The organism is Enterococcus rotai, from assembly GCF_001465345.1.
Classification (GTDB): domain Bacteria; phylum Bacillota; class Bacilli; order Lactobacillales; family Enterococcaceae; genus Enterococcus_L; species Enterococcus_L rotai.
The window spans coordinates 2,569,973-2,587,105 of the sequence record NZ_CP013655.1 but is presented as its reverse complement, the minus strand read 5'-3'; the positions used below and the strand labels follow the sequence as shown (position 1 = coordinate 2,587,105).

The 17,133-nt window shown below is 37.7% G+C and carries 15 protein-coding genes and 2 pseudogenes; 4 read left to right on the top strand and 13 right to left on the bottom strand.

Annotated elements, in window-relative coordinates; all coding sequences use genetic code 11:
• Positions 1 to 205: 205 nt before the first annotated feature.
• Both ATZ35_RS11850 and ATZ35_RS11845 read left to right on the top strand, forming a co-directional pair.
• Positions 206 to 1,852 carry an alpha-keto acid decarboxylase family protein gene (locus ATZ35_RS11850; RefSeq protein ID WP_208927415.1) on the top strand — a complete coding sequence of 549 codons (1,647 nt, stop codon included), beginning with the start codon at positions 206 to 208 and terminating at the stop codon, positions 1,850 to 1,852.
• A gap of 93 nt (positions 1,853 to 1,945) precedes the next feature.
• Entirely contained in the window at positions 1,946 to 2,404 is a 459-nt protein-coding gene (locus tag ATZ35_RS11845; protein WP_208927414.1) for an S-ribosylhomocysteine lyase, read from the top strand.
• 47 nt (positions 2,405 to 2,451) lie between these two features.
• Here ATZ35_RS11845 and ATZ35_RS11840 read toward each other — a convergent pair whose 3' ends face one another.
• Positions 2,452 to 3,270 carry a ZIP family metal transporter gene (locus tag ATZ35_RS11840; protein ID WP_208930478.1) on the bottom strand — a complete coding sequence of 273 codons (819 nt, stop codon included), beginning with the start codon at positions 3,268 to 3,270 and terminating at the stop codon, positions 2,452 to 2,454.
• A gap of 129 nt (positions 3,271 to 3,399) precedes the next feature.
• On the opposite strand from ATZ35_RS11840, the pseudogene ATZ35_RS11835 reads away from it, so the two are divergent.
• Positions 3,400 to 3,681, top strand: a pseudogene (locus ATZ35_RS11835) (thiamine pyrophosphate-dependent enzyme); the annotation flags it as partial.
• 107 nt (positions 3,682 to 3,788) lie between these two features.
• Here the strand turns inward: ATZ35_RS11835 and ATZ35_RS11830 are convergent.
• The 3 genes from ATZ35_RS11830 to ATZ35_RS11820 all read right to left on the bottom strand — a co-directional run bounded on the left by ATZ35_RS11830 (position 3,789) and on the right by ATZ35_RS11820 (position 5,804).
• The gene (locus ATZ35_RS11830; RefSeq protein WP_208927413.1) at positions 3,789 to 4,043 is read right to left on the bottom strand and encodes a CsbD family protein; all 255 of its coding nucleotides are present in this window, start codon (positions 4,041 to 4,043) and stop codon (positions 3,789 to 3,791) included.
• A gap of 97 nt (positions 4,044 to 4,140) precedes the next feature.
• On the bottom strand, positions 4,141 to 4,740 hold the full coding sequence (locus ATZ35_RS11825) for an alpha/beta hydrolase (protein WP_208927412.1): 600 nt from the start codon (positions 4,738 to 4,740) through the stop codon (positions 4,141 to 4,143).
• 122 nt (positions 4,741 to 4,862) lie between these two features.
• Positions 4,863 to 5,804, bottom strand: a complete 942-nt coding sequence (locus ATZ35_RS11820) for a helix-turn-helix transcriptional regulator (protein WP_208927411.1) — start codon at positions 5,802 to 5,804, stop codon at positions 4,863 to 4,865.
• 84 nt (positions 5,805 to 5,888) lie between these two features.
• Here ATZ35_RS11820 and ATZ35_RS11815 point away from each other — a divergent pair, with 84 nt between their 5' ends.
• Complete coding sequence (locus tag ATZ35_RS11815) at positions 5,889 to 6,335, top strand: VOC family protein (protein ID WP_208927410.1); 447 nt, start codon at positions 5,889 to 5,891, stop codon at positions 6,333 to 6,335.
• 83 nt (positions 6,336 to 6,418) lie between these two features.
• Here ATZ35_RS11815 and ATZ35_RS11810 read toward each other — a convergent pair.
• From ATZ35_RS11810 to ATZ35_RS11770, 9 genes and pseudogenes are all read right to left on the bottom strand, one after another.
• Positions 6,419 to 7,304 (bottom strand): annotated as a pseudogene (locus tag ATZ35_RS11810) (ROK family protein).
• Positions 7,305 to 7,358: 54 nt separating this feature from the next.
• A complete protein-coding gene (locus tag ATZ35_RS11805) occupies positions 7,359 to 8,399 on the bottom strand; it encodes an aldose epimerase family protein (RefSeq protein WP_208927409.1) in 1,041 nt (346 codons plus the stop codon).
• Positions 8,400 to 8,681: 282 nt separating this feature from the next.
• The gene (locus ATZ35_RS11800; RefSeq protein WP_208927408.1) at positions 8,682 to 11,312 is read right to left on the bottom strand and encodes an HAD-IC family P-type ATPase; all 2,631 of its coding nucleotides are present in this window, start codon (positions 11,310 to 11,312) and stop codon (positions 8,682 to 8,684) included.
• Between the two features lie 187 nt (positions 11,313 to 11,499).
• Positions 11,500 to 11,769 (bottom strand): type B 50S ribosomal protein L31, encoded by a 270-nt coding sequence (locus ATZ35_RS11795; protein WP_069654216.1) that lies wholly within the window; start codon positions 11,767 to 11,769, stop codon positions 11,500 to 11,502.
• A gap of 98 nt (positions 11,770 to 11,867) precedes the next feature.
• Entirely contained in the window at positions 11,868 to 13,160 is a 1,293-nt protein-coding gene (gene rho / locus ATZ35_RS11790) for a transcription termination factor Rho (protein WP_208927407.1), read from the bottom strand.
• The gene (gene murA, locus ATZ35_RS11785) at positions 13,157 to 14,437 is read right to left on the bottom strand and encodes a UDP-N-acetylglucosamine 1-carboxyvinyltransferase (protein WP_208927406.1); all 1,281 of its coding nucleotides are present in this window, start codon (positions 14,435 to 14,437) and stop codon (positions 13,157 to 13,159) included. Before murA ends, rho begins: the two co-directional genes overlap by 4 nt.
• 347 nt (positions 14,438 to 14,784) lie before the next feature.
• Positions 14,785 to 15,651, bottom strand: coding sequence for a class II fructose-bisphosphate aldolase (locus tag ATZ35_RS11780; protein WP_086281648.1), 867 nt, complete (start codon positions 15,649 to 15,651; stop codon positions 14,785 to 14,787).
• A 214-nt stretch (positions 15,652 to 15,865) separates the two neighbouring features.
• Positions 15,866 to 16,315 (bottom strand): hypothetical protein, encoded by a 450-nt coding sequence (locus ATZ35_RS11775; protein WP_208927405.1) that lies wholly within the window; start codon positions 16,313 to 16,315, stop codon positions 15,866 to 15,868.
• On the bottom strand, positions 16,315 to 17,088 hold the full coding sequence (locus ATZ35_RS11770) for a MurR/RpiR family transcriptional regulator (RefSeq protein WP_208927404.1): 774 nt from the start codon (positions 17,086 to 17,088) through the stop codon (positions 16,315 to 16,317). Before ATZ35_RS11770 ends, ATZ35_RS11775 begins: the two co-directional genes overlap by 1 nt.
• Positions 17,089 to 17,133 lie beyond the last annotated feature (45 nt).

The following is a 17,133-nucleotide window of genomic DNA, read 5'->3' as shown; positions in this document are numbered from 1 at the left end:
AAAGTTGCTTTTTCTATTTTACCATAATATTGGCGTTTACTACATAGGAAGTAAAAGGATTTTGCTTTATTTTCAGGAAATGTTCGGTAATACATTTCAAATTGTTCTTTAATGCCTTTCTTAGGATCTGTGCAACTTAGTCGACTAATTTTTTTTAGAGATTTATACTGTCTTAGCAAGTAATTTTTATGAAGAGGATGATCAGATGTACACTGTAGCGGATTATTTATTAGATCGTTTAAAAGAATTAGGGATAGATGAAATATTCGGTGTTCCTGGCGATTATAACTTACAATTTTTAGACCATGTCACTGCCAGAGAAGATCTTGAATGGATCGGAAATGCGAATGAATTAAATGCCGCATATATGGCTGATGGCTACGCCCGCACTAAAGGGATTTCTGCATTTGTGACAACTTTTGGTGTTGGAGAATTAAGTGCTGTCAATGGTTTGGCGGGGAGTTTTGCTGAAAATGTGCCTGTTATCGAAATTGTCGGCTCACCTACAACAGCTGTTCAAGCAAGTAAAAAACTTGTTCATCATACTTTAGGTGATGGTGATTTTCTCCGTTTTGAAAAAATGCATGAAGAAGTAACCGCAGGCATCGCTCATTTAACGGCAAACAATGCCTTAACTGAGATCGATCGCGTTTTACTGATTGCGATAACTGAAAAACGGCCAGTTTATATTAATTTACCGATCGATATTGCGACAATCACAGTCAGCAAACCTCAAAGTAAGTTAAACTCGCAAGCAGAACAATTAACAGCTGTTGAAGCTGCCATTTTAACCAAAGTGGAACAGGCCTTACAACAAGCTCAATGTCCGGTTGTCATCGCAGGGCATGAGATTTTAAGCTACCATATAGAACAGCAATTAGATGCCTTTATTCAAAAATTTAACTTACCGATTACGACGCTACCACTGGGAAAAAGTGCTTTTAATGAGGATGATGCCCATTATTTAGGCACATACACTGGTTCAACAACAGATGAGCCCCTTAAGAGCCGTGTTGATACGGCTGATTTAGTGTTACTTTTAGGCGTAAAATTGACTGATTCCGCAACTTCAGGCTTTAGTTTTGGCTTTACCGATCAACAAGTTATCTCAATTGGTAGTACCGAAGTCTTATTTTACGGAGAGCAACAAGAAAAAGTTCAGCTAGACCGTTTTGTTTCTGCTTTAGCCACACTCTCTTTCTCCAGATTTACAGGAGAAATAATTCCAGTAAAACGAACCGAAAACCTAGTCATAACCGACGAAAACTTAACACAAAAACAGTTCTGGAAAATGGTGGAAGAGTTTTTGATTTCTGGTGATACGATCATTGGCGAACAGGGAACTTCTTTCTTTGGTTTAACAAATGTGCCGCTAAAAAAAGCCGTAAATTTTATTGGTCAACCTTTATGGGGCTCGATTGGCTATACCTTCCCCTCTGCTTTAGGGAGTCAACTTGCAAATAAAGCCAGTCGCCATCTATTATTTATCGGCGACGGTTCATTGCAATTAACCGTTCAAGAACTAGGAACTGCTATCAGAGAGAAACTTGCACCGATTGTCTTTGTAATCAATAACAACGGCTATACTGTTGAACGGGAAATCCATGGTGCCACAGAACAATACAATGATATTCCAATGTGGGATTATCAAAAACTACCTTTCGTCTTTGGCGGAACCGAACAAACTGTTGCAACGTACAAAGTTTTCACTGAACTTGAACTTGATGAAGTTATGAAGACCGCTCGAAACGATACAGAAAGAATGCAATGGATCGAAGTAGTGATGGACCAAGAGGATGCACCTGAGTTATTAAAAAAATTAGGAAAGATCTTTGCCAAGCAAAATGCTTAAAACATCGATCATGCTACCTGAATCTATTGACATTCCAAGGTATTTTGTTATAGTTAAAAGCGACATTTACTTAATTTGAAGGAGTGAATACTTATGGCACGTGTTGAAAGTTTTGAATTAGATCACAACACCGTTAAAGCGCCTTATGTTCGTTTAGCGGGTACTGAAAAAAATGGTGAAGCGTTGATCGAAAAATACGATCTACGTTTCTTACAACCAAATGAAGATGAATTACCAACAGCTGCGGTTCATACATTAGAACATTTGTTAGCAGTGAACTTACGCGATCACTTAGAGGGCATCATCGATATCTCACCAATGGGTTGTCGTACTGGTTTTTATATGATTATGTGGAATGAGCATTCGCCAAAAGAAATCCGCGATGCTTTAGTAACAGTCTTGAATTTTATTGCTGAAACTGATTTTGTTCCTGCAGTTTCTGCTAAAGAATGCGGAAATTATAAAGACCACTCTTTATTTTCTGCACAAGAATATGCGAAAATTGTTTTAGAAAAAGGGATTAGCTTAGATCCGTTTGAACGAATCTTATAAACCAAATAAAAAAACATCCAACCTCATTCATTAAGGTTGGATGTTTTTTAGCCCAAGGCCACATCTAAAATCATCATAATAATAAAGCCCAGCATCACACCAAAAACAGCGAAATGCCGTTTACTTGTAACGGTTTGTTGCGCTTCTGGGATCAATTCCTCCACCACTACGTAAATCATCGCACCGGCGGCAAATGCCAAAGCATACGGCAACAGCAATGTCACTTTGGTCACTAAAACCGCCCCGATAATTCCTGCAATCGGCTCAACAATACCTGATGCCTGTCCATAAAGAAAGGCTTTTTTCCGACTTAAATTTTCTTGTCTTAATGGAATAGAAACAGCGGCACCTTCTGGAAAATTTTGAATACCGATCCCCAACGCCACAGAAATGGCCGCAAGTACCGCTTTTTTGGGGTCATCAGCTGAATTTGCAGCACCAAAAGCCACCCCAACGGCTAACCCTTCAGGGATATTATGCAATGTAATAGAGAATACTAATAAAATCGTCCGTTTTAAATGACTAGGCAGACCTTCTTTCTCATGGTTCGGACCAAAATGCATATGAGGTAACGTTTTATCTGCAATGTATAAAAATAAACCACCTAAGCCAAACCCGAAGCTGACAACTAGCCACGCAATACTACCATTTTCTTCTGCTTGTTTGATTGCAGGATCTAACAGTGACCAAAAACTAGCCGCAATCATCACACCAGCCGCGAAGCCTAACATCATATTCAGAATATCTTTTTTGATCTCTTTAAAGAAAAAAACTAATCCAGCGCCCAAAGCTGTCATAAAATAAGTAAAACCTGTCCCCACTAATGCCTGCTGCCAAGCTTCTAAAGATAACAGCCAATTCGTTATGATCAACACCCCATCTTCCTCAAACACTTTTCTTTCCTTAACTTTATCACACCAATGATTTTATGACCACGCCTAAAGTGAAAAATGCTTTCATTTGGTGCAAAAATCTAGAAAGAGTATACTTTAGTCGGAGTCTATTTAGGAGGAGCCGATTTTGGCAAAGTTGCTGAAGCACTTGGGGCTCAGGGCTTTACGATTACTGAATACAGCCAATTGGAACCTGCTTTTGAGGCTGCTAAAAAAAGCCTGCGCCCAGTTGTGATCGATGTAAAAATTAGAAATACTCGTCCTTTACCTGTCGAAGAATTGGTGTTAGATCCTGAAAAATTTAGTGAGAATGAAATCAATGCGTTTAAAGAAAAATATGAGGTTTATGATATGCCCGTTTTGAAACAACTATTGAAAAACTAAAAAAGTGTGTGAACCAAAAGTGATTTTCACTTTTGGTTCACACACTAAATACGAATACACGGCGGGAGCAGAAGGTTTTCCTTCTGCTCCCGCCTCATGTTTATTTTTTATTTATCATCATGTTTATGGAATTTTTCTTTGATATCTTCAAAGCCTTCTTTGATTTTGTCGCCTAGTTTTTCAGTGCCTTCTTTGATATCATCACCAGCATCACGAGCTTTGTCTTTTACATCGCCAAAAGCTGATTGCGCTTTGCCTTCAAGCTCTTTGCCTTTATCATCTGTTACTTTACCTTGAACTTCTTTAGCTGTTCCTTCAACTTTGTCTTTTGCATCATTTACGCGTCCATTTAAATCTGCCATGTGAAAATCCCTCCTAGTTAATTTATACTACATCACTAGCATAACATCATTTTTAACTTGCTACAAAAGATTCGCTTTGCTCTTAGTAACCCACTATTTAGTGTTCACTCAACCATTTTTTAGCCTGATTGATTTCATCCATCGTTAGTTGATGTCCTGCACTTGTTGACGTAATCGTGAGGTTTGCCTGACGTTTTTCCAATTGTTGAATTAACTGATCAAACGCTTCTGCAGAAATGATTGGATCGTTTTCACTGATTGATAGCCATAATTTTTTATCAGAGAGTGAGAATTGTTGTGTGTCTACACCTAAAGACATCGGGTGAAACAAAATGGCTTGCTTAATCGCAAAATGACGCTCCAAAAGTATGTGAGCTGCAATATTGGCGCCATTTGAATAGCCAACAATGGTCCACTCTTCCAATGGTATCTTTTTTTCTTCACTAACAGATAGAATCACTTGGATCAGTCGATCACTTTCTGCTTCCAAACTAACTAAGTCAAATTGATTTAAACCATTCCGTTTAAAAAAACGATTCATTCCAGCTTCTTGGATTGTTCCGCGAAAAGACAGTACAGTTGCCCCTTCATCCAAGTAATGAGCAATCTCTAATAATGACGTTTCATCGCTGCCAGTTCCATGAAGCAATAATAACTTTTTCCCTTGCGCTTGACCTTCTTCAAATATGTATTGCATATTCAACCTCATCCTTCCAATTTATCTTTAGAATTATCCTTTTATTATCTATAGAGCTTACTTTTAGTAAGTATAGAGATTATCTTAACATGTTTGCTTCTATTTGTCCTCTTCAGACAACTTTACAGTTGTTGCCAATAATCAGCGATAGCAATAGCTCTTTTTGAAATCTTCTTTTGTAAGTGGAGCGGTTCAATCTGTAGAACTGATTGACCAAACTGAAGCAAATAGTCCGTGATAAAGTCTTCCTCATCTGCATGGTACTGACCCTTAATAAGATAATTTTCATGGTAGGATTCGATTGTCATGGAGGGATAATGTTCCTTTGAAAATATATCCTTACCTTTTTCATCAACTTCAATTGAAAATGAAATGAATGAATCTTTTTGATAAAAAGTTGTGGTTTCTTTTAATAGTTCTTCTAGCAACCTTGGTTCAAAAATATCCGTTTCAGTTAGCTCTTGGATTTTATCACAGCGAATCACTCGAATTTTTCGGGTTTCCAAGTTCCAGATTTTAGCGTACCATTGGCCAAATTTAGAAGAAAGCTGGACAAATTGAACTGTCATCGACTGTTGTTTTTGATTTTTCATGTAGCATATCGTAAAAACCGTTTCGCGAAGGATGCCTTGAACGATGTCTTTTAAAAATAAACTAGTGTTACTATGATTGATTTGTTCAAGAGAGATGATTTTATTCATTACTAAAAGTTCTTGCTGCAGCTTGGCTGGAAGAACCTGATTATATTTTAACTCAAGTGTACTGATTTCCATCTTAAAAGGTGTAGATCGATAACTTTTTAGTGTTAATAAAGCGAAATATAAGGCGTAAATTTCTCCTTCTGTAAATAGACCCGGCGCAATGATCCGAGTATCCAATAGTTGATATTTACCGTATCTACCAAGCTCTGAATAAATGGGCAATCCGATTTCTTCAAGAGACTGTACATCTCGTAATGCAGTACTTTTTGAAATAGTATATCTATTCATTAATTCTTTTAAATTGAAACTATTTTTATCCGCTAGAAAAAGGATCATATCGTTGATTCGTTCTGCTTTTTTCATAACTCCTCCTATAAGTGTCATGTTATGATACTTTTAAACAGTATACTAAACGTGTCAAGAAAATAAAAGAAATGAGGAATTTAGATGACTTTAGAAATTGCTGTATTTTTATCAATGAATGGACGTGCTGGAGAAGCTTTAGCTTTTTATAAAAAGCATTTAGATGCTAAGGAATTATTCGTCGTAACCTATGAACAGATGGCTAAAAAAGACCCTAGCTTTCATGTAACAGAAGAAACGAAACACTTTCTCTCTCATTCTGTTTTACAAGTTGGTAAAACCAAGATTATGATCGCAGAGGATTCAATGAATCCTACAGAAACATTTAAGCTTGGCAATAATTTTTCTTTATGTCTTCAAAGCGCTGATTTAGCTGAAATACAAACATTTTATTCTAGCCTAGTCTCAGATGACCGTGTAAAAATCATCACTCCCTTAAGCCAAAATGTCTTTAGTGGGGCCTACGGTATTGTTGAAGATCCTTTTGGTATACAGATTCAGTTAATGCACGATAAGCGGTTAATGCTTTAATCTGTCACTACAGCTAAAAAATAAAAAAGTAAGCAGCTATGTGATTGTTCGCCATAGCTGCTTACTTATGTTTTGCTACTATTTTAGTATAATTTCTGTAGTTCATTTTTAGCTAATGCTAAACATCCAATCGTTCCCGGATCCTCTTCTAATGCTGGTGTTACGATATATTGTTCCAACGGTGGTGTTTTTACATATCCATTGACCAATTTCTCAAATTCATGGTGGATCTTTGGAAACATATGGCGCTGTTTCATCACACCGCCACCAAAAATTATCACATCTGGCGCAAGCGTCAAGGTTGTGTTATAAGCTGCCTGAGCAACATAAAAAGCCTCAATAGTCCAAATCGGATCATCTTCAGCTACTTCTTGTCCTTTTTTCCCGGCCCGTTTTTCGATTGCAGGACCTGCTGCCATCCCTTCTAAACAATCACGATGAAATAGACAGCTTCCTTCAAATGAATCATCCGGATGGCGTTTTACGATCATATGTCCCATTTCAGGATGACTAAACCCTTCGATAAAAGAACCAGTTTGAATGGCACCAGCACCTACACCAGTCCCAATTGTATAATAGACACAACTAGATAATCCCTTACCAGCCCCTGCCACATATTCTCCATACGCTGCTGTATTGACATCCGTTGTAAAAGCAATCGGTCTATTAAATTCTTTTTTCATGGCACCAACAATAGCATAATCCTGCCAAGCTAGTTTCGGAGTAGACGAGATCTGACCATAAGTTGCTGAATCTTTATGAATATCGATTGGTCCAAAAGATCCGATCCCAATTGCTTTTAAGGGGTATTTCTTAAAAAAACCAATCACCAAATCCATCGTTTCCTCAGGTGTTGTCGTCGGAAAGCTGACTCTTCAATAATATTAAGTTGGTCATTCCCTATGCCGCTATACCGCATACAAATTTTGTGCCGCCTGCTTCAATACTTCCTAAAAACTTCTCTGTCATTTTGGCCACTCCTGAATATAGTTTATCCTTCAATTGAGTATGAACTTGATGCTTTTACTTAATTTTAAATATGGTTCGACTTTGATAGGGGTTTTCTGGACGTAATATAATATCACCTAATCCCTCAAATTCAACAGCTCCTGGGCTAACTTGGGTTTCCAACGTAATCCCACCATGACTGACTAATTTTTGACCTCGAACCTCTGGTCCATTATCACCAAATTGTGCTGTAAAAATCACAACTGCCGGTCGATCTGTGTACATTTCAACCGTCAGGTCCTTTTGTGGTGCTATAATCATTGCTTGTGCCTGATCAAAACCAGTCTGATTCAAAATAAACGGATGATCCAATCCATCTACTAAACGATTCTGCTCATACTCCGTCTGAAATACCTGCTTCATGCTCTGCGGTTGTCTAAAATCAAAAGGTGTTCCTGTAACTGAGCGTAATTCACCCGTAACGGTTGTATCATCAGCAACTACAGCGAATCGGTCGGCATCAACAAATAGCGAATGCTGATCAACAGGTTGCGTCATATCCCCAGTTAAATTGAAATAAACATGATTCGTTGGGTTATAAAGCGTTGGTTGATCTGTTTTAGCATAGTAATCTAGTATCCATTCATTATTATTCGTTAGTGTATACGTCACTCTTGCTTGTAATTCTCCTGGAAAACCATTCTCTCCTTCAGGACTCAGATAAGAAAATACCACAGAAACTTGTTCACTGGTTTCTGCTATCTCCGCTTCCCAGATCCTTGCCTCAAAGCTTTTTGAACCACCATGCAAAGTATGACCATTTTCCGGAGAAATTGGTAACTGATAGTTATGCTCATCTATTGAAAACGAGCCATGCTTGATTCTTCCCGCAACCCGCCCGATCGTTGCGCCAAAATACATATCTTTCGCCACATATTCTTCCGCAGAATCAAAGCCTAAAATAATATTGCGTTGCTCTCCCTTAACTGGTACGATCAACTCAACGATTCTAGCACCTAAGTTCGTGACTTGCATCGTCAAACCATTATCATTCGTAAGCGAATACAAAATAGCGTTTTCTCCAAATTTTTGATTACTGATTTCCAATATTTTCATCTCTCTTTCGTTTGAAATCAATTTTTCAATTGCGTAACTAAAACTATTTTATCATCTTTCACAGCATTATTTTCTTTAAACTTCATTTTAAATGACTTTTGTTTAGATTTACAATTTTTTTGTCACGTTGCACTTATAGCAACTAATAACTTCCCTCCCCTGAACCCAAATATGAGGCTAGGCTATAACTTGTTGGGTTATAGCCTAGCCTCATAGAATCCAACTAAATAATAGGTACAGTTTTTTGGACGCTGAACACGTTTGGGCCAGCTTCGTTAATTGCTATGATTTTTTTAATTTTCGTGTAATCAATTTTTCAAGCTCAACAACTATAAACACAATAACTCCAGAAAGTAAGGCTAATTTTATATACGGCCAACCGATCGTTGCTGTCCCGAGCGCCAGATGCATGATCGGTGTATAGATCAATAAAGCTTGCAAAATGACTAGAATTAGTAAGGACAACCACAACACTTTATTTGCCAATATACTTTTATTGATCGAAAATCGATAAATTTCCCGACAATTAATCATATAGAAAACTTGGCCAAACACGATTGTAGTAATCAATGTCGTCTGCATAACTGCTTCAGATGCATGGCTACCTTCTAAAAATCCATTGACTAAAAAGCCTAAAGCAGCTAATAAAAGTGAGACGTAAACGATGCGAAAAACAGCATATCGATCTAAAATATTTTCCTTTGGATCACGAGGTGGCTGATTCATGGCATTTTTTGCTAACGGTTCAAACCCTAAAGCAAAGGACAACGTGATCGTAGTCACCATATTCAGCCATAAAATTTGGACAGAGGTCAACGGTAGTGGTCTATCTAATAACAAGGAAACAACTACTAACAAACCTTGCGCAAAAGCTGTTGGTAAAGAAAAATAAATTGTTTTTTTCAAATTCTCGTAAACGCGTCGACCTTCTTTAATCGCAACAGTGATCGTTGCGAAGTTATCATCTGCTAAAACCATATCAGCCGCATCTTTCGTTACCTCTGTTCCTTTGATTCCCATAGCGATACCAATATCTGCTTGTTTAAGAGCTGGAGCGTCATTGACGCCATCTCCAGTCATCCCGACAATCTGTCCATTACGTTGAATGGCATTAACTAAACGTAGTTTATGCTCTGGTGTTGTTCTCGCATATACATCATTCGTTAAGACAACATTTGCAAGTTCATCATCACTAAGTTGCTCTATGTCTTTACCTACTAAAGCATTTTGGTAGTTTTCAAGACCAATTTCTTTGGCTATGGCAACTGCAGTATCTTTGTGATCGCCTGTAATCATTTTTACTGAAATACCTGCTTTACGACTGATACGAACTGCTTCAATTGCTTCTTTTTTCGGTGGATCGATGATTCCAAACAAACCAGCAAGGATCATCCCACTGTGTAGATCTTCGTGAGCAAGTGTCGTTTGAGCTTCTGTTACTTCTTTAAAAGCTGCAGCTAATATTCGCTGTCCTTTGGTAGCTTGTTGACTAATTTTTTGCTGCCAATATTCTTCTTCAAACGTTTCGGTTCTTTTATCAACTAACTGAAAATCAACCATATTCAATAGAACATCTGGTGCACCTTTCAAATAAATATAACGTTTATCTTGAATCTCGACTAGTGTCGCCATGTACTTGTATGATGAATCGAATGGGATTTTGCTAATATCGTGTTCTTCTTCAACAAGAGCAGTATGATTAGCCCAGTCTAGCAAAGCACCTTCTGTCGGATTACCAATCACTTCTCTTACACCGTTTTTATAGGTGATTTTGGTATCGTTACAATAAGAAGCGATTTCTGCCATTTTTCTAACAGACTCATCTTGTTCCACCTGCCGAATAGAAGCTGCTTCTACTTCTTCTAAAGTCGTATCAATTGTTTCTTTCGCGGTAACGAGTGCCACAACTGCCATTTCATTTTTAGTTAGCGTTCCTGTTTTATCAGAACAGATAACCCCCATGCTACCTAATGTTTCTACTGCTGGCATTTTCTTGATAATCGCATGCTGGCGTGCCATTCGTGTGACACCAACAGATAAAATAATTGATAAAACAGCTGGCAACCCTTCTGGCACCGCCGAAACAGCTAAAGCAATCATGGAAGATAGCAATTCACTTGCCGATAAGTCACGGAAAAATAAACTAAACAAGACAAGAAAAAGAATTAAGCCCATTAAAAACAGAAAAATTTGTTTATTTAATTGTTTCATTTTTCTGATCAATGGCGTTTCATTGCTGCCTACGCTTTTCAAATGTTGATTGATCTTACCAATCTCAGTTTGGTCACCGATTTGAACAACGATTCCTTTACCTGTTCCACTATTGACTAATGTGCCGGAATAGGCCATATTTACATGATCACCCAAATCAGCATCTTCTTCAAGCGTGTGATTATTTTTCTCAACTGGAGTTGATTCACCTGTCAAAATGGCTTCATCGATCACTAGATTATAGGCTTCGATCACACGTAGGTCCGCTGGGACGATATCACCAGGACTTAAATAAACAATATCTCCAGCCACTAAAGATTCAGCCTTCACTGTTTCTTTTTCTCCATCTACTAAAATAACCGCTTCCGAACTCATCATAGAGGTCAGGCTATCCAAAGAGTCAGTCGCTTTTGCTTCTTGTACATAGCCGATAACTGCATTGATGATAACTACTAATAAAATAATCGTCATATCAATAAAATCACCGCTGATTCCTTTTAATACAGCTGATACTAGCAATACATAGATCAGTAAATCATGAAAATGATGGAGGAACTTTTGCAGTTTACTTGCCTCTTTTTCTTTAGAAAGAGTATTGCTTCCTTCTTCTTGCTTCACCTTTCTTAGTGCCTTGTCGAGTCCATTACGCCCAGATTCTAAAGCTGTTAGTACTTGCTCAGTTGTCATTTTGTACCATGTCATAAAGACTCCTCCTCAATAATTAGTCCATACTTTATTAAAGTGTACAAAACTAGAAGAAGAATTCATAATAAAAACCCCTTACCTTAAGAAAAAAACCAGCATTTGATTCTTTCTATTTTTTTCACCTAGCAAAAAAATAAGACCCCACTCATAAATGAGTTGAGTCTTATCAACATTGCTGTTTGAATTAACCTTCTGGGTTGGCGTTGGCATCTTTGATACCATACTTTTTGTTGAAACGGTCCACACGTCCGTCTGCTTGTGTAAATTTTTGACGTCCAGTATAGAATGGATGAGAGTCAGATGTAACTTCGACACGGATTACTGGATAAGTGTTTCCGTCTTCCCACTCAGCTGTTTCATCAGAGTGCTTAGTAGAACCTGATAAAAACTTAAAGCCTGTAGTTGAATCCATAAAAATTACTGGGTGATATTCTGGATGGATATCTTGTTTCATAGTCTTTTCGCTCCTTTGCCCTGATCCATTTGCTGTATCAGAGTTTATTTGTCGATATACAACAGTACTATAATAGCATGATTCGTTTATGGTTGCAATTATCTTTTAGTATTTTTTTTGGCTTGTCTCCCAAAGGAAACATCATGAAACTCTTCAAAGAATTTCTGGTTGTTTTTTGTTTTGCGTAAGAATTTAACGAATTGCTCGGTATATTCTAAAGAATCCCCCGTCATATGGTTGCGTAATTTCCATGTTTCTTCTAACTGTTCAGCGGACATCAATAAATCTTCTTTGCGTGTACCTGATTTTTTGATGTCGATTGCAGGGAAAATACGACGATCTGCTAAGTCACGAGACAAGTGCAACTCCATATTACCGGTTCCTTTAAATTCTTCGAAAATGACATCATCCATACGACTTCCTGTATCCACTAAAGCTGTAGCAAGAATCGTTAAACTGCCGCCCTCTTCGATATTTCTAGCAGCACCGAAGAAACGTTTTGGTTTGTAAAACGCTGCTGGATCGATTCCGCCGCTAAGTGTACGTCCACTCGCTGGGATCACTAAGTTATACGCACGCGCTAAACGCGTAATACTATCCATCAAAATCACCACATCGCGTTTGTCTTCAACCAAACGCATCGCTCGTTCTAAAACCAATTCGGAAACGCGTGTATGATTTTGTGGTTGCTGATCAAAAGTTGAAGAAACCACGTCACCATTTACGCTACGTTCTAAATCTGTCACTTCTTCTGGTCGTTCATCGATCAAAAGAAGGATCAATTCTACATCAGGATAATTTTCTGAAATACCATTGGCAATTTCTTTCAAGACACTTGTCTTCCCTGCTTTAGGTGGTGCTACGATCAAACCACGTTGGCCAAACCCAACAGGAGAAAAAATATCGATCATACGTGTTGATAATCTACCAGGAGTTGTTTCTAATTTGATTTGTTTTTCGGGGTAAAGCGGTGTTAAGGCTGGAAAATGTGGGCGTTCTTTGGCTTCTTCTGGGTCTTTCCCATTGACGCTTTCAACATGCATCAAGCCATAATAACGTTCTGATTCTTTTGGTGGTCTTGCTTTTCCAGCAACTTTATCACCATTACGTAAACCAAAACGACGAATTTGAGAAGATGAGATATAGATATCTTCTGCACTCGGTCCGTAATTGATTGGTCGTAAAAAACCATAGCCATCCTGAGAAACAATATCAAGGATTCCTTCCATGAAGAAAAATCCTTGTTTCTCCGCTTGTGCGCGAATAACAGCTAGAGAGAGTTCTTTTTTATTCATTTGACTATAATAAGGGATCTTGAATTCTTTAGCATAAGAATAGATATCTTTCAATGTACTATTTTCAAGCTCCGCCATCGTTAAATAGTCACTCATTTAGCCACCTCGATTTCTTCTTCTGTTTCGATCATTTGAATATCTGCACCAAGCGCCGTTAATTTTTCAATAATGTGGTCATAACCACGTAAAATGTATTCTACATTATAAATTGTTGTAGTCCCTGTAGCCATCAAGCCAGCAATCACTAAACAAGCACCTGCTCTAAGATCTGAAGCTACTACTTCGGCACCATGGAGCTGCGTTGGTCCATTGATGACGATCATATTACCTTCGATCGACGCATCTGCACCCATCCGCACAAGTTCAGGAATATGTTTTGTTCGTTGTGCATAGATACTATCAATCACTTCACCAGTCCCTTTAGCTTTCATCATCAAAGGTGTGATCGGTTGTTGTAAATCTGTTGCAAAACCTGGATAAGGATAGGTTTTAACGGTTGTCATTTTCAAATCATGAGATGGATGAACTTCGATCATATCTTCTTCGATCGTCATCTTAACGCCCATTTCTTGTAATTTAGCAATAAAACTTTCTAGATGTTCATAGATGACATTCCGGACTTTTACGCCTTCACCCATTGCCGCAGCAAGAGCTAAATAAGTCCCCGCTTCGATACGATCTGGAATAATTGAATGGCGGCAGCCATGTAGCGTCTCAACACCTTCGATACGGATAATATCGGTTCCAGCACCACGGATATTGGCACCCATATTATTTAACAACGTTGCAACATCGATGATTTCTGGTTCACGAGCAGCATTTTCAATGATCGTTTTGCCCTCTGCCTTAACAGCTGCTAGCATCACATTGATTGTTGCGCCAATTGAAACCATATCCATGAAAATTCTTGTTCCCTGAAGTCCCTCTTCAGATCTTAAGTACATCGCACCATGTTCATTCGTTACTTTTGCACCAAGAGCTTCAAAGCCTTTGATATGAAGATCAATTGGACGAGGCCCTAAATAACAGCCACCAGGTAAGCCAACAACCCCTTCACCAAACTTTCCTAATAATGATCCCATAAAGTAATATGAAGCACGTAAGCTATTGATTTTGCCTTTTGGCATTGGAACAGAAACGATTTCGGTTGGATCGATAACGAGTGTATTGTCAGTAAAGGTTGTTTTAGCACCCATGATTTCTAAAATTTCAATTAATGAATGAACATCTTGAATATCAGGTACACCATCTAATGTTACTGGTGAATCAGCTAAGATCGCTGCGGGGATCAATGCTACTGCACTGTTTTTTGCTCCGCTGATAGATACTTCTCCTGTTAATGGACGATTACCATTGATTACGATTTTTTTCATTTATTATTCTCACCTATCTATGTAAAACAAAAAGTTTTATTTTTTTTGTAATATACCCAAACTATTCTAACATATTAAGGAACAATAAAAAAGCCAACAGCCATTCGCTTTTGCTTGTTTTTCATCTTTTATTTGCTTTTATATCATTTTAGCGGTAAATAAAAGGAAACTTGCCTATAAAAATCGCTGAGCAACAAAAATCTTAAAACAAAAAAAGAGAGCGGACAAAACTAAAGATCAGTTTTGTTTCACTCTCTAAATCCGAATAAACGGCGAGAAAAAAGCAGCTTATTTCTCGGAGCTAAACGCTTTTATCTCGGCCTCTTTTTTACTAGTCTAGAACTAAATTATGCTTTGTTAGCAGAACCGAACCATTCGATACGTTGTTCAACTAATTCAGTAACAGCTTTTGTTCCTGGTGCTAATAATTTACGAGGGTCAAATCCTTTACCTTCAAGATCTTTGCCTTCTTCGATGTATTTACGAGTTGCAGCTGCAAATACTTCTTGACACTCAGTGTTAACGTTGATTTTAGAAACGCCCATTGAGATTGCTTTTTGAACTTGTTCTAAAGGAATACCTGATCCACCGTGTAATACTAATGGAATATCACCAACAGCGTCAGCGATTTCTTGTAAATGGTCAAATGCTAAACCAGTCCAGTTATCTGGGTATGAACCGTGTATATTACCGATTCCGCATGCTAGGTAATCAATACCTGTAGCAACCATTTGTACACATTCTTGAACGTCAGCTAATTCGCCAGAACCAATGATTCCGTCTTCTTCGCCGCCGATTGAACCAACTTCACATTCTACAGAAACACCTTTAGCGTGTGCTTTGGCAACAACATCTTTTGCTTTTTCGATGTTTTCTTCAAATGGTAAGTGAGATCCGTCAAACATAACAGAAGTGTAGCCAATTTCGATACATTCTAATGCATCTTTGTATTCACCGTGATCTAAATGAAGCGCTACTGGTACAGTAATGCCCATTGAATCGATCAAGTCTTTTACTAAATCGTAACATACTTGGTATCCGCCCATGTATTTAGCCGCACCCATAGAAGTTTGGATCAAAACTGGCGCTTTTTTAGCTTCTGCAGCTTCAAGAATCGCTTTTGTCCATTCTAGGTTGTTTGTGTTGAATCCTCCGACACCGTAGCCGCCTTTGCGAGCTGCTTTAAGAAATTCTGTTCCTGATACTAATGGCATAATAAAATTCCTCCTAAGTTTTAAAAAAACTTTATTTGTTAAGGACATCCTTAACCAACAGTTACATTTTAGCAGACTTTTTAGTACTTTTCTACTAAAATTGACTTTTTCAGAAAACTTTTGTCCAGACTTTCACAAAACTGTAGACACTTGCTGCTTTTTGTCCAAAAAAAGAGTGAAACAGTTGATTCAACTAACTCCACTCTTTGTAACATTATAATGATAACCGAATCCAAACGAGTAAAATAGTAATGAAACCGATAAACCCCATCAACATATAAACTGCCCATTGAACTTGTTTTGACACGCTCACTTTCTCTTTTGCATCTAGGAGACTTCGATAAACAAATAGACACAAAATCAATCCTGGGATATTCAATGAAAATAATTGCTGAACCATACTGAATTTTAAATAGCCCCCTAACAAAGAGTGACGACAATCACTTGTGTTTCCAACTATGAATAACCCAAATAGTTGAAAAAAAAGTAAAAAAACCACAATGCTTGTTAAAGTCAAACTAGGAATACTTGTAAAAACGCTAGACACTGAAACATTTTTGACTGCTGCTAAAATCGAGATGTAAAGACCAAACACTAGTGGAATCATTAACCAATAGCCAAATAATACTCGCTTCATTTTAGTTGGATGCAAAAAGATTGCCATCAGGTTTCCTCCTCAAATTGTTTATTCAAAAATGTCACATATTTTCTATAAATCAAATCAACCAACACACTTAAACCAACTAAGGACTGGGCAATATGCTCTTTTCCAGAAACAGTAAAGGGAGTTGAGTAATAAAAATAGGCATATTGAGCGTGTTCGGCAAAAAAATTATGGGAAAAAGCTGTGATTGCCGCTATTGGAATGTTTCTCGCATTTAATGAAAGAATATTCTCTTTGACGTCATCTGTTTCCCCACTTAACGATACAAACAAAACAATATCTTCTTTCGTAATCATTGACATACTAATATCAAGTTCGGTTTTAACAGGAATAATGATCGAACGTTTGTCACAAATCATCAGCATCTTAGAAAATTCTTCGACCACTTTTCGTTGGGAGTAACCCGTTGCATAGCAATAGACAGTGTTTGCTTGTTGAATTGCTTTGCTCAAAGAAGTAAAATCTGTCTGTTGTGCTAGTTTAACTGTATTTTCGATATCTTTGGTCTGCAAATCGATCAAATCCGTGTCTGTCGTCCCAATGTTGTTTTGTTTCGATTGCCGCATAAAGTACTTAAACTCTGAATAACCAGAAAAACCTAATTTTTTAGTCAAACGTAAAATAGATGATTTGGAACTGTGGACTTTTTCTCCTAATTCAACAATACTAAGCTGCATAACCTGTTGCTCATTTTCTAAAATATACCCTAAAATAGCCCAATCTAGCTCACTTAAACTTTTTTGATGTTTTTGCATCAATGTTTCTAAATTCATACCTGATCCCTCTTTTCCTTAGTTCTCTTCCCTTAGTATAAAGGA

What these genes read in the sequence shown, in the direction of transcription:
- murA (WP_208927406.1), bottom strand. Translation starts at nt 14,437, where the DNA reads ATGAAAAAAATCGTAATCAATGGTAATCGTCCATTAACAGGAGAAGTA.
- ATZ35_RS11830 (WP_208927413.1), bottom strand. Translation starts at nt 4,043, where the DNA reads ATGGCAGATTTAAATGGACGCGTAAATGATGCAAAAGACAAAGTTGAA.
- ATZ35_RS11820 (WP_208927411.1), bottom strand. Translation starts at nt 5,804, where the DNA reads ATGAAAAAAGCAGAACGAATCAACGATATGATCCTTTTTCTAGCGGAT.
- ATZ35_RS11780 (WP_086281648.1), bottom strand. Translation starts at nt 15,651, where the DNA reads ATGCCATTAGTATCAGGAACAGAATTTCTTAAAGCAGCTCGCAAAGGC.
- ATZ35_RS11850 (WP_208927415.1), top strand. Translation starts at nt 206, where the DNA reads ATGTACACTGTAGCGGATTATTTATTAGATCGTTTAAAAGAATTAGGG.
- ATZ35_RS11800 (WP_208927408.1), bottom strand. Translation starts at nt 11,312, where the DNA reads ATGACATGGTACAAAATGACAACTGAGCAAGTACTAACAGCTTTAGAA.
- ATZ35_RS11775 (WP_208927405.1), bottom strand. Translation starts at nt 16,315, where the DNA reads ATGGCAATCTTTTTGCATCCAACTAAAATGAAGCGAGTATTATTTGGC.
- ATZ35_RS11815 (WP_208927410.1), top strand. Translation starts at nt 5,889, where the DNA reads ATGACTTTAGAAATTGCTGTATTTTTATCAATGAATGGACGTGCTGGA.
- ATZ35_RS11805 (WP_208927409.1), bottom strand. Translation starts at nt 8,399, where the DNA reads ATGAAAATATTGGAAATCAGTAATCAAAAATTTGGAGAAAACGCTATT.
- ATZ35_RS11825 (WP_208927412.1), bottom strand. Translation starts at nt 4,740, where the DNA reads ATGCAATACATATTTGAAGAAGGTCAAGCGCAAGGGAAAAAGTTATTA.
- ATZ35_RS11845 (WP_208927414.1), top strand. Translation starts at nt 1,946, where the DNA reads ATGGCACGTGTTGAAAGTTTTGAATTAGATCACAACACCGTTAAAGCG.
- ATZ35_RS11770 (WP_208927404.1), bottom strand. Translation starts at nt 17,088, where the DNA reads ATGAATTTAGAAACATTGATGCAAAAACATCAAAAAAGTTTAAGTGAG.
- rho (WP_208927407.1), bottom strand. Translation starts at nt 13,160, where the DNA reads ATGAGTGACTATTTAACGATGGCGGAGCTTGAAAATAGTACATTGAAA.
- ATZ35_RS11795 (WP_069654216.1), bottom strand. Translation starts at nt 11,769, where the DNA reads ATGAAACAAGATATCCATCCAGAATATCACCCAGTAATTTTTATGGAT.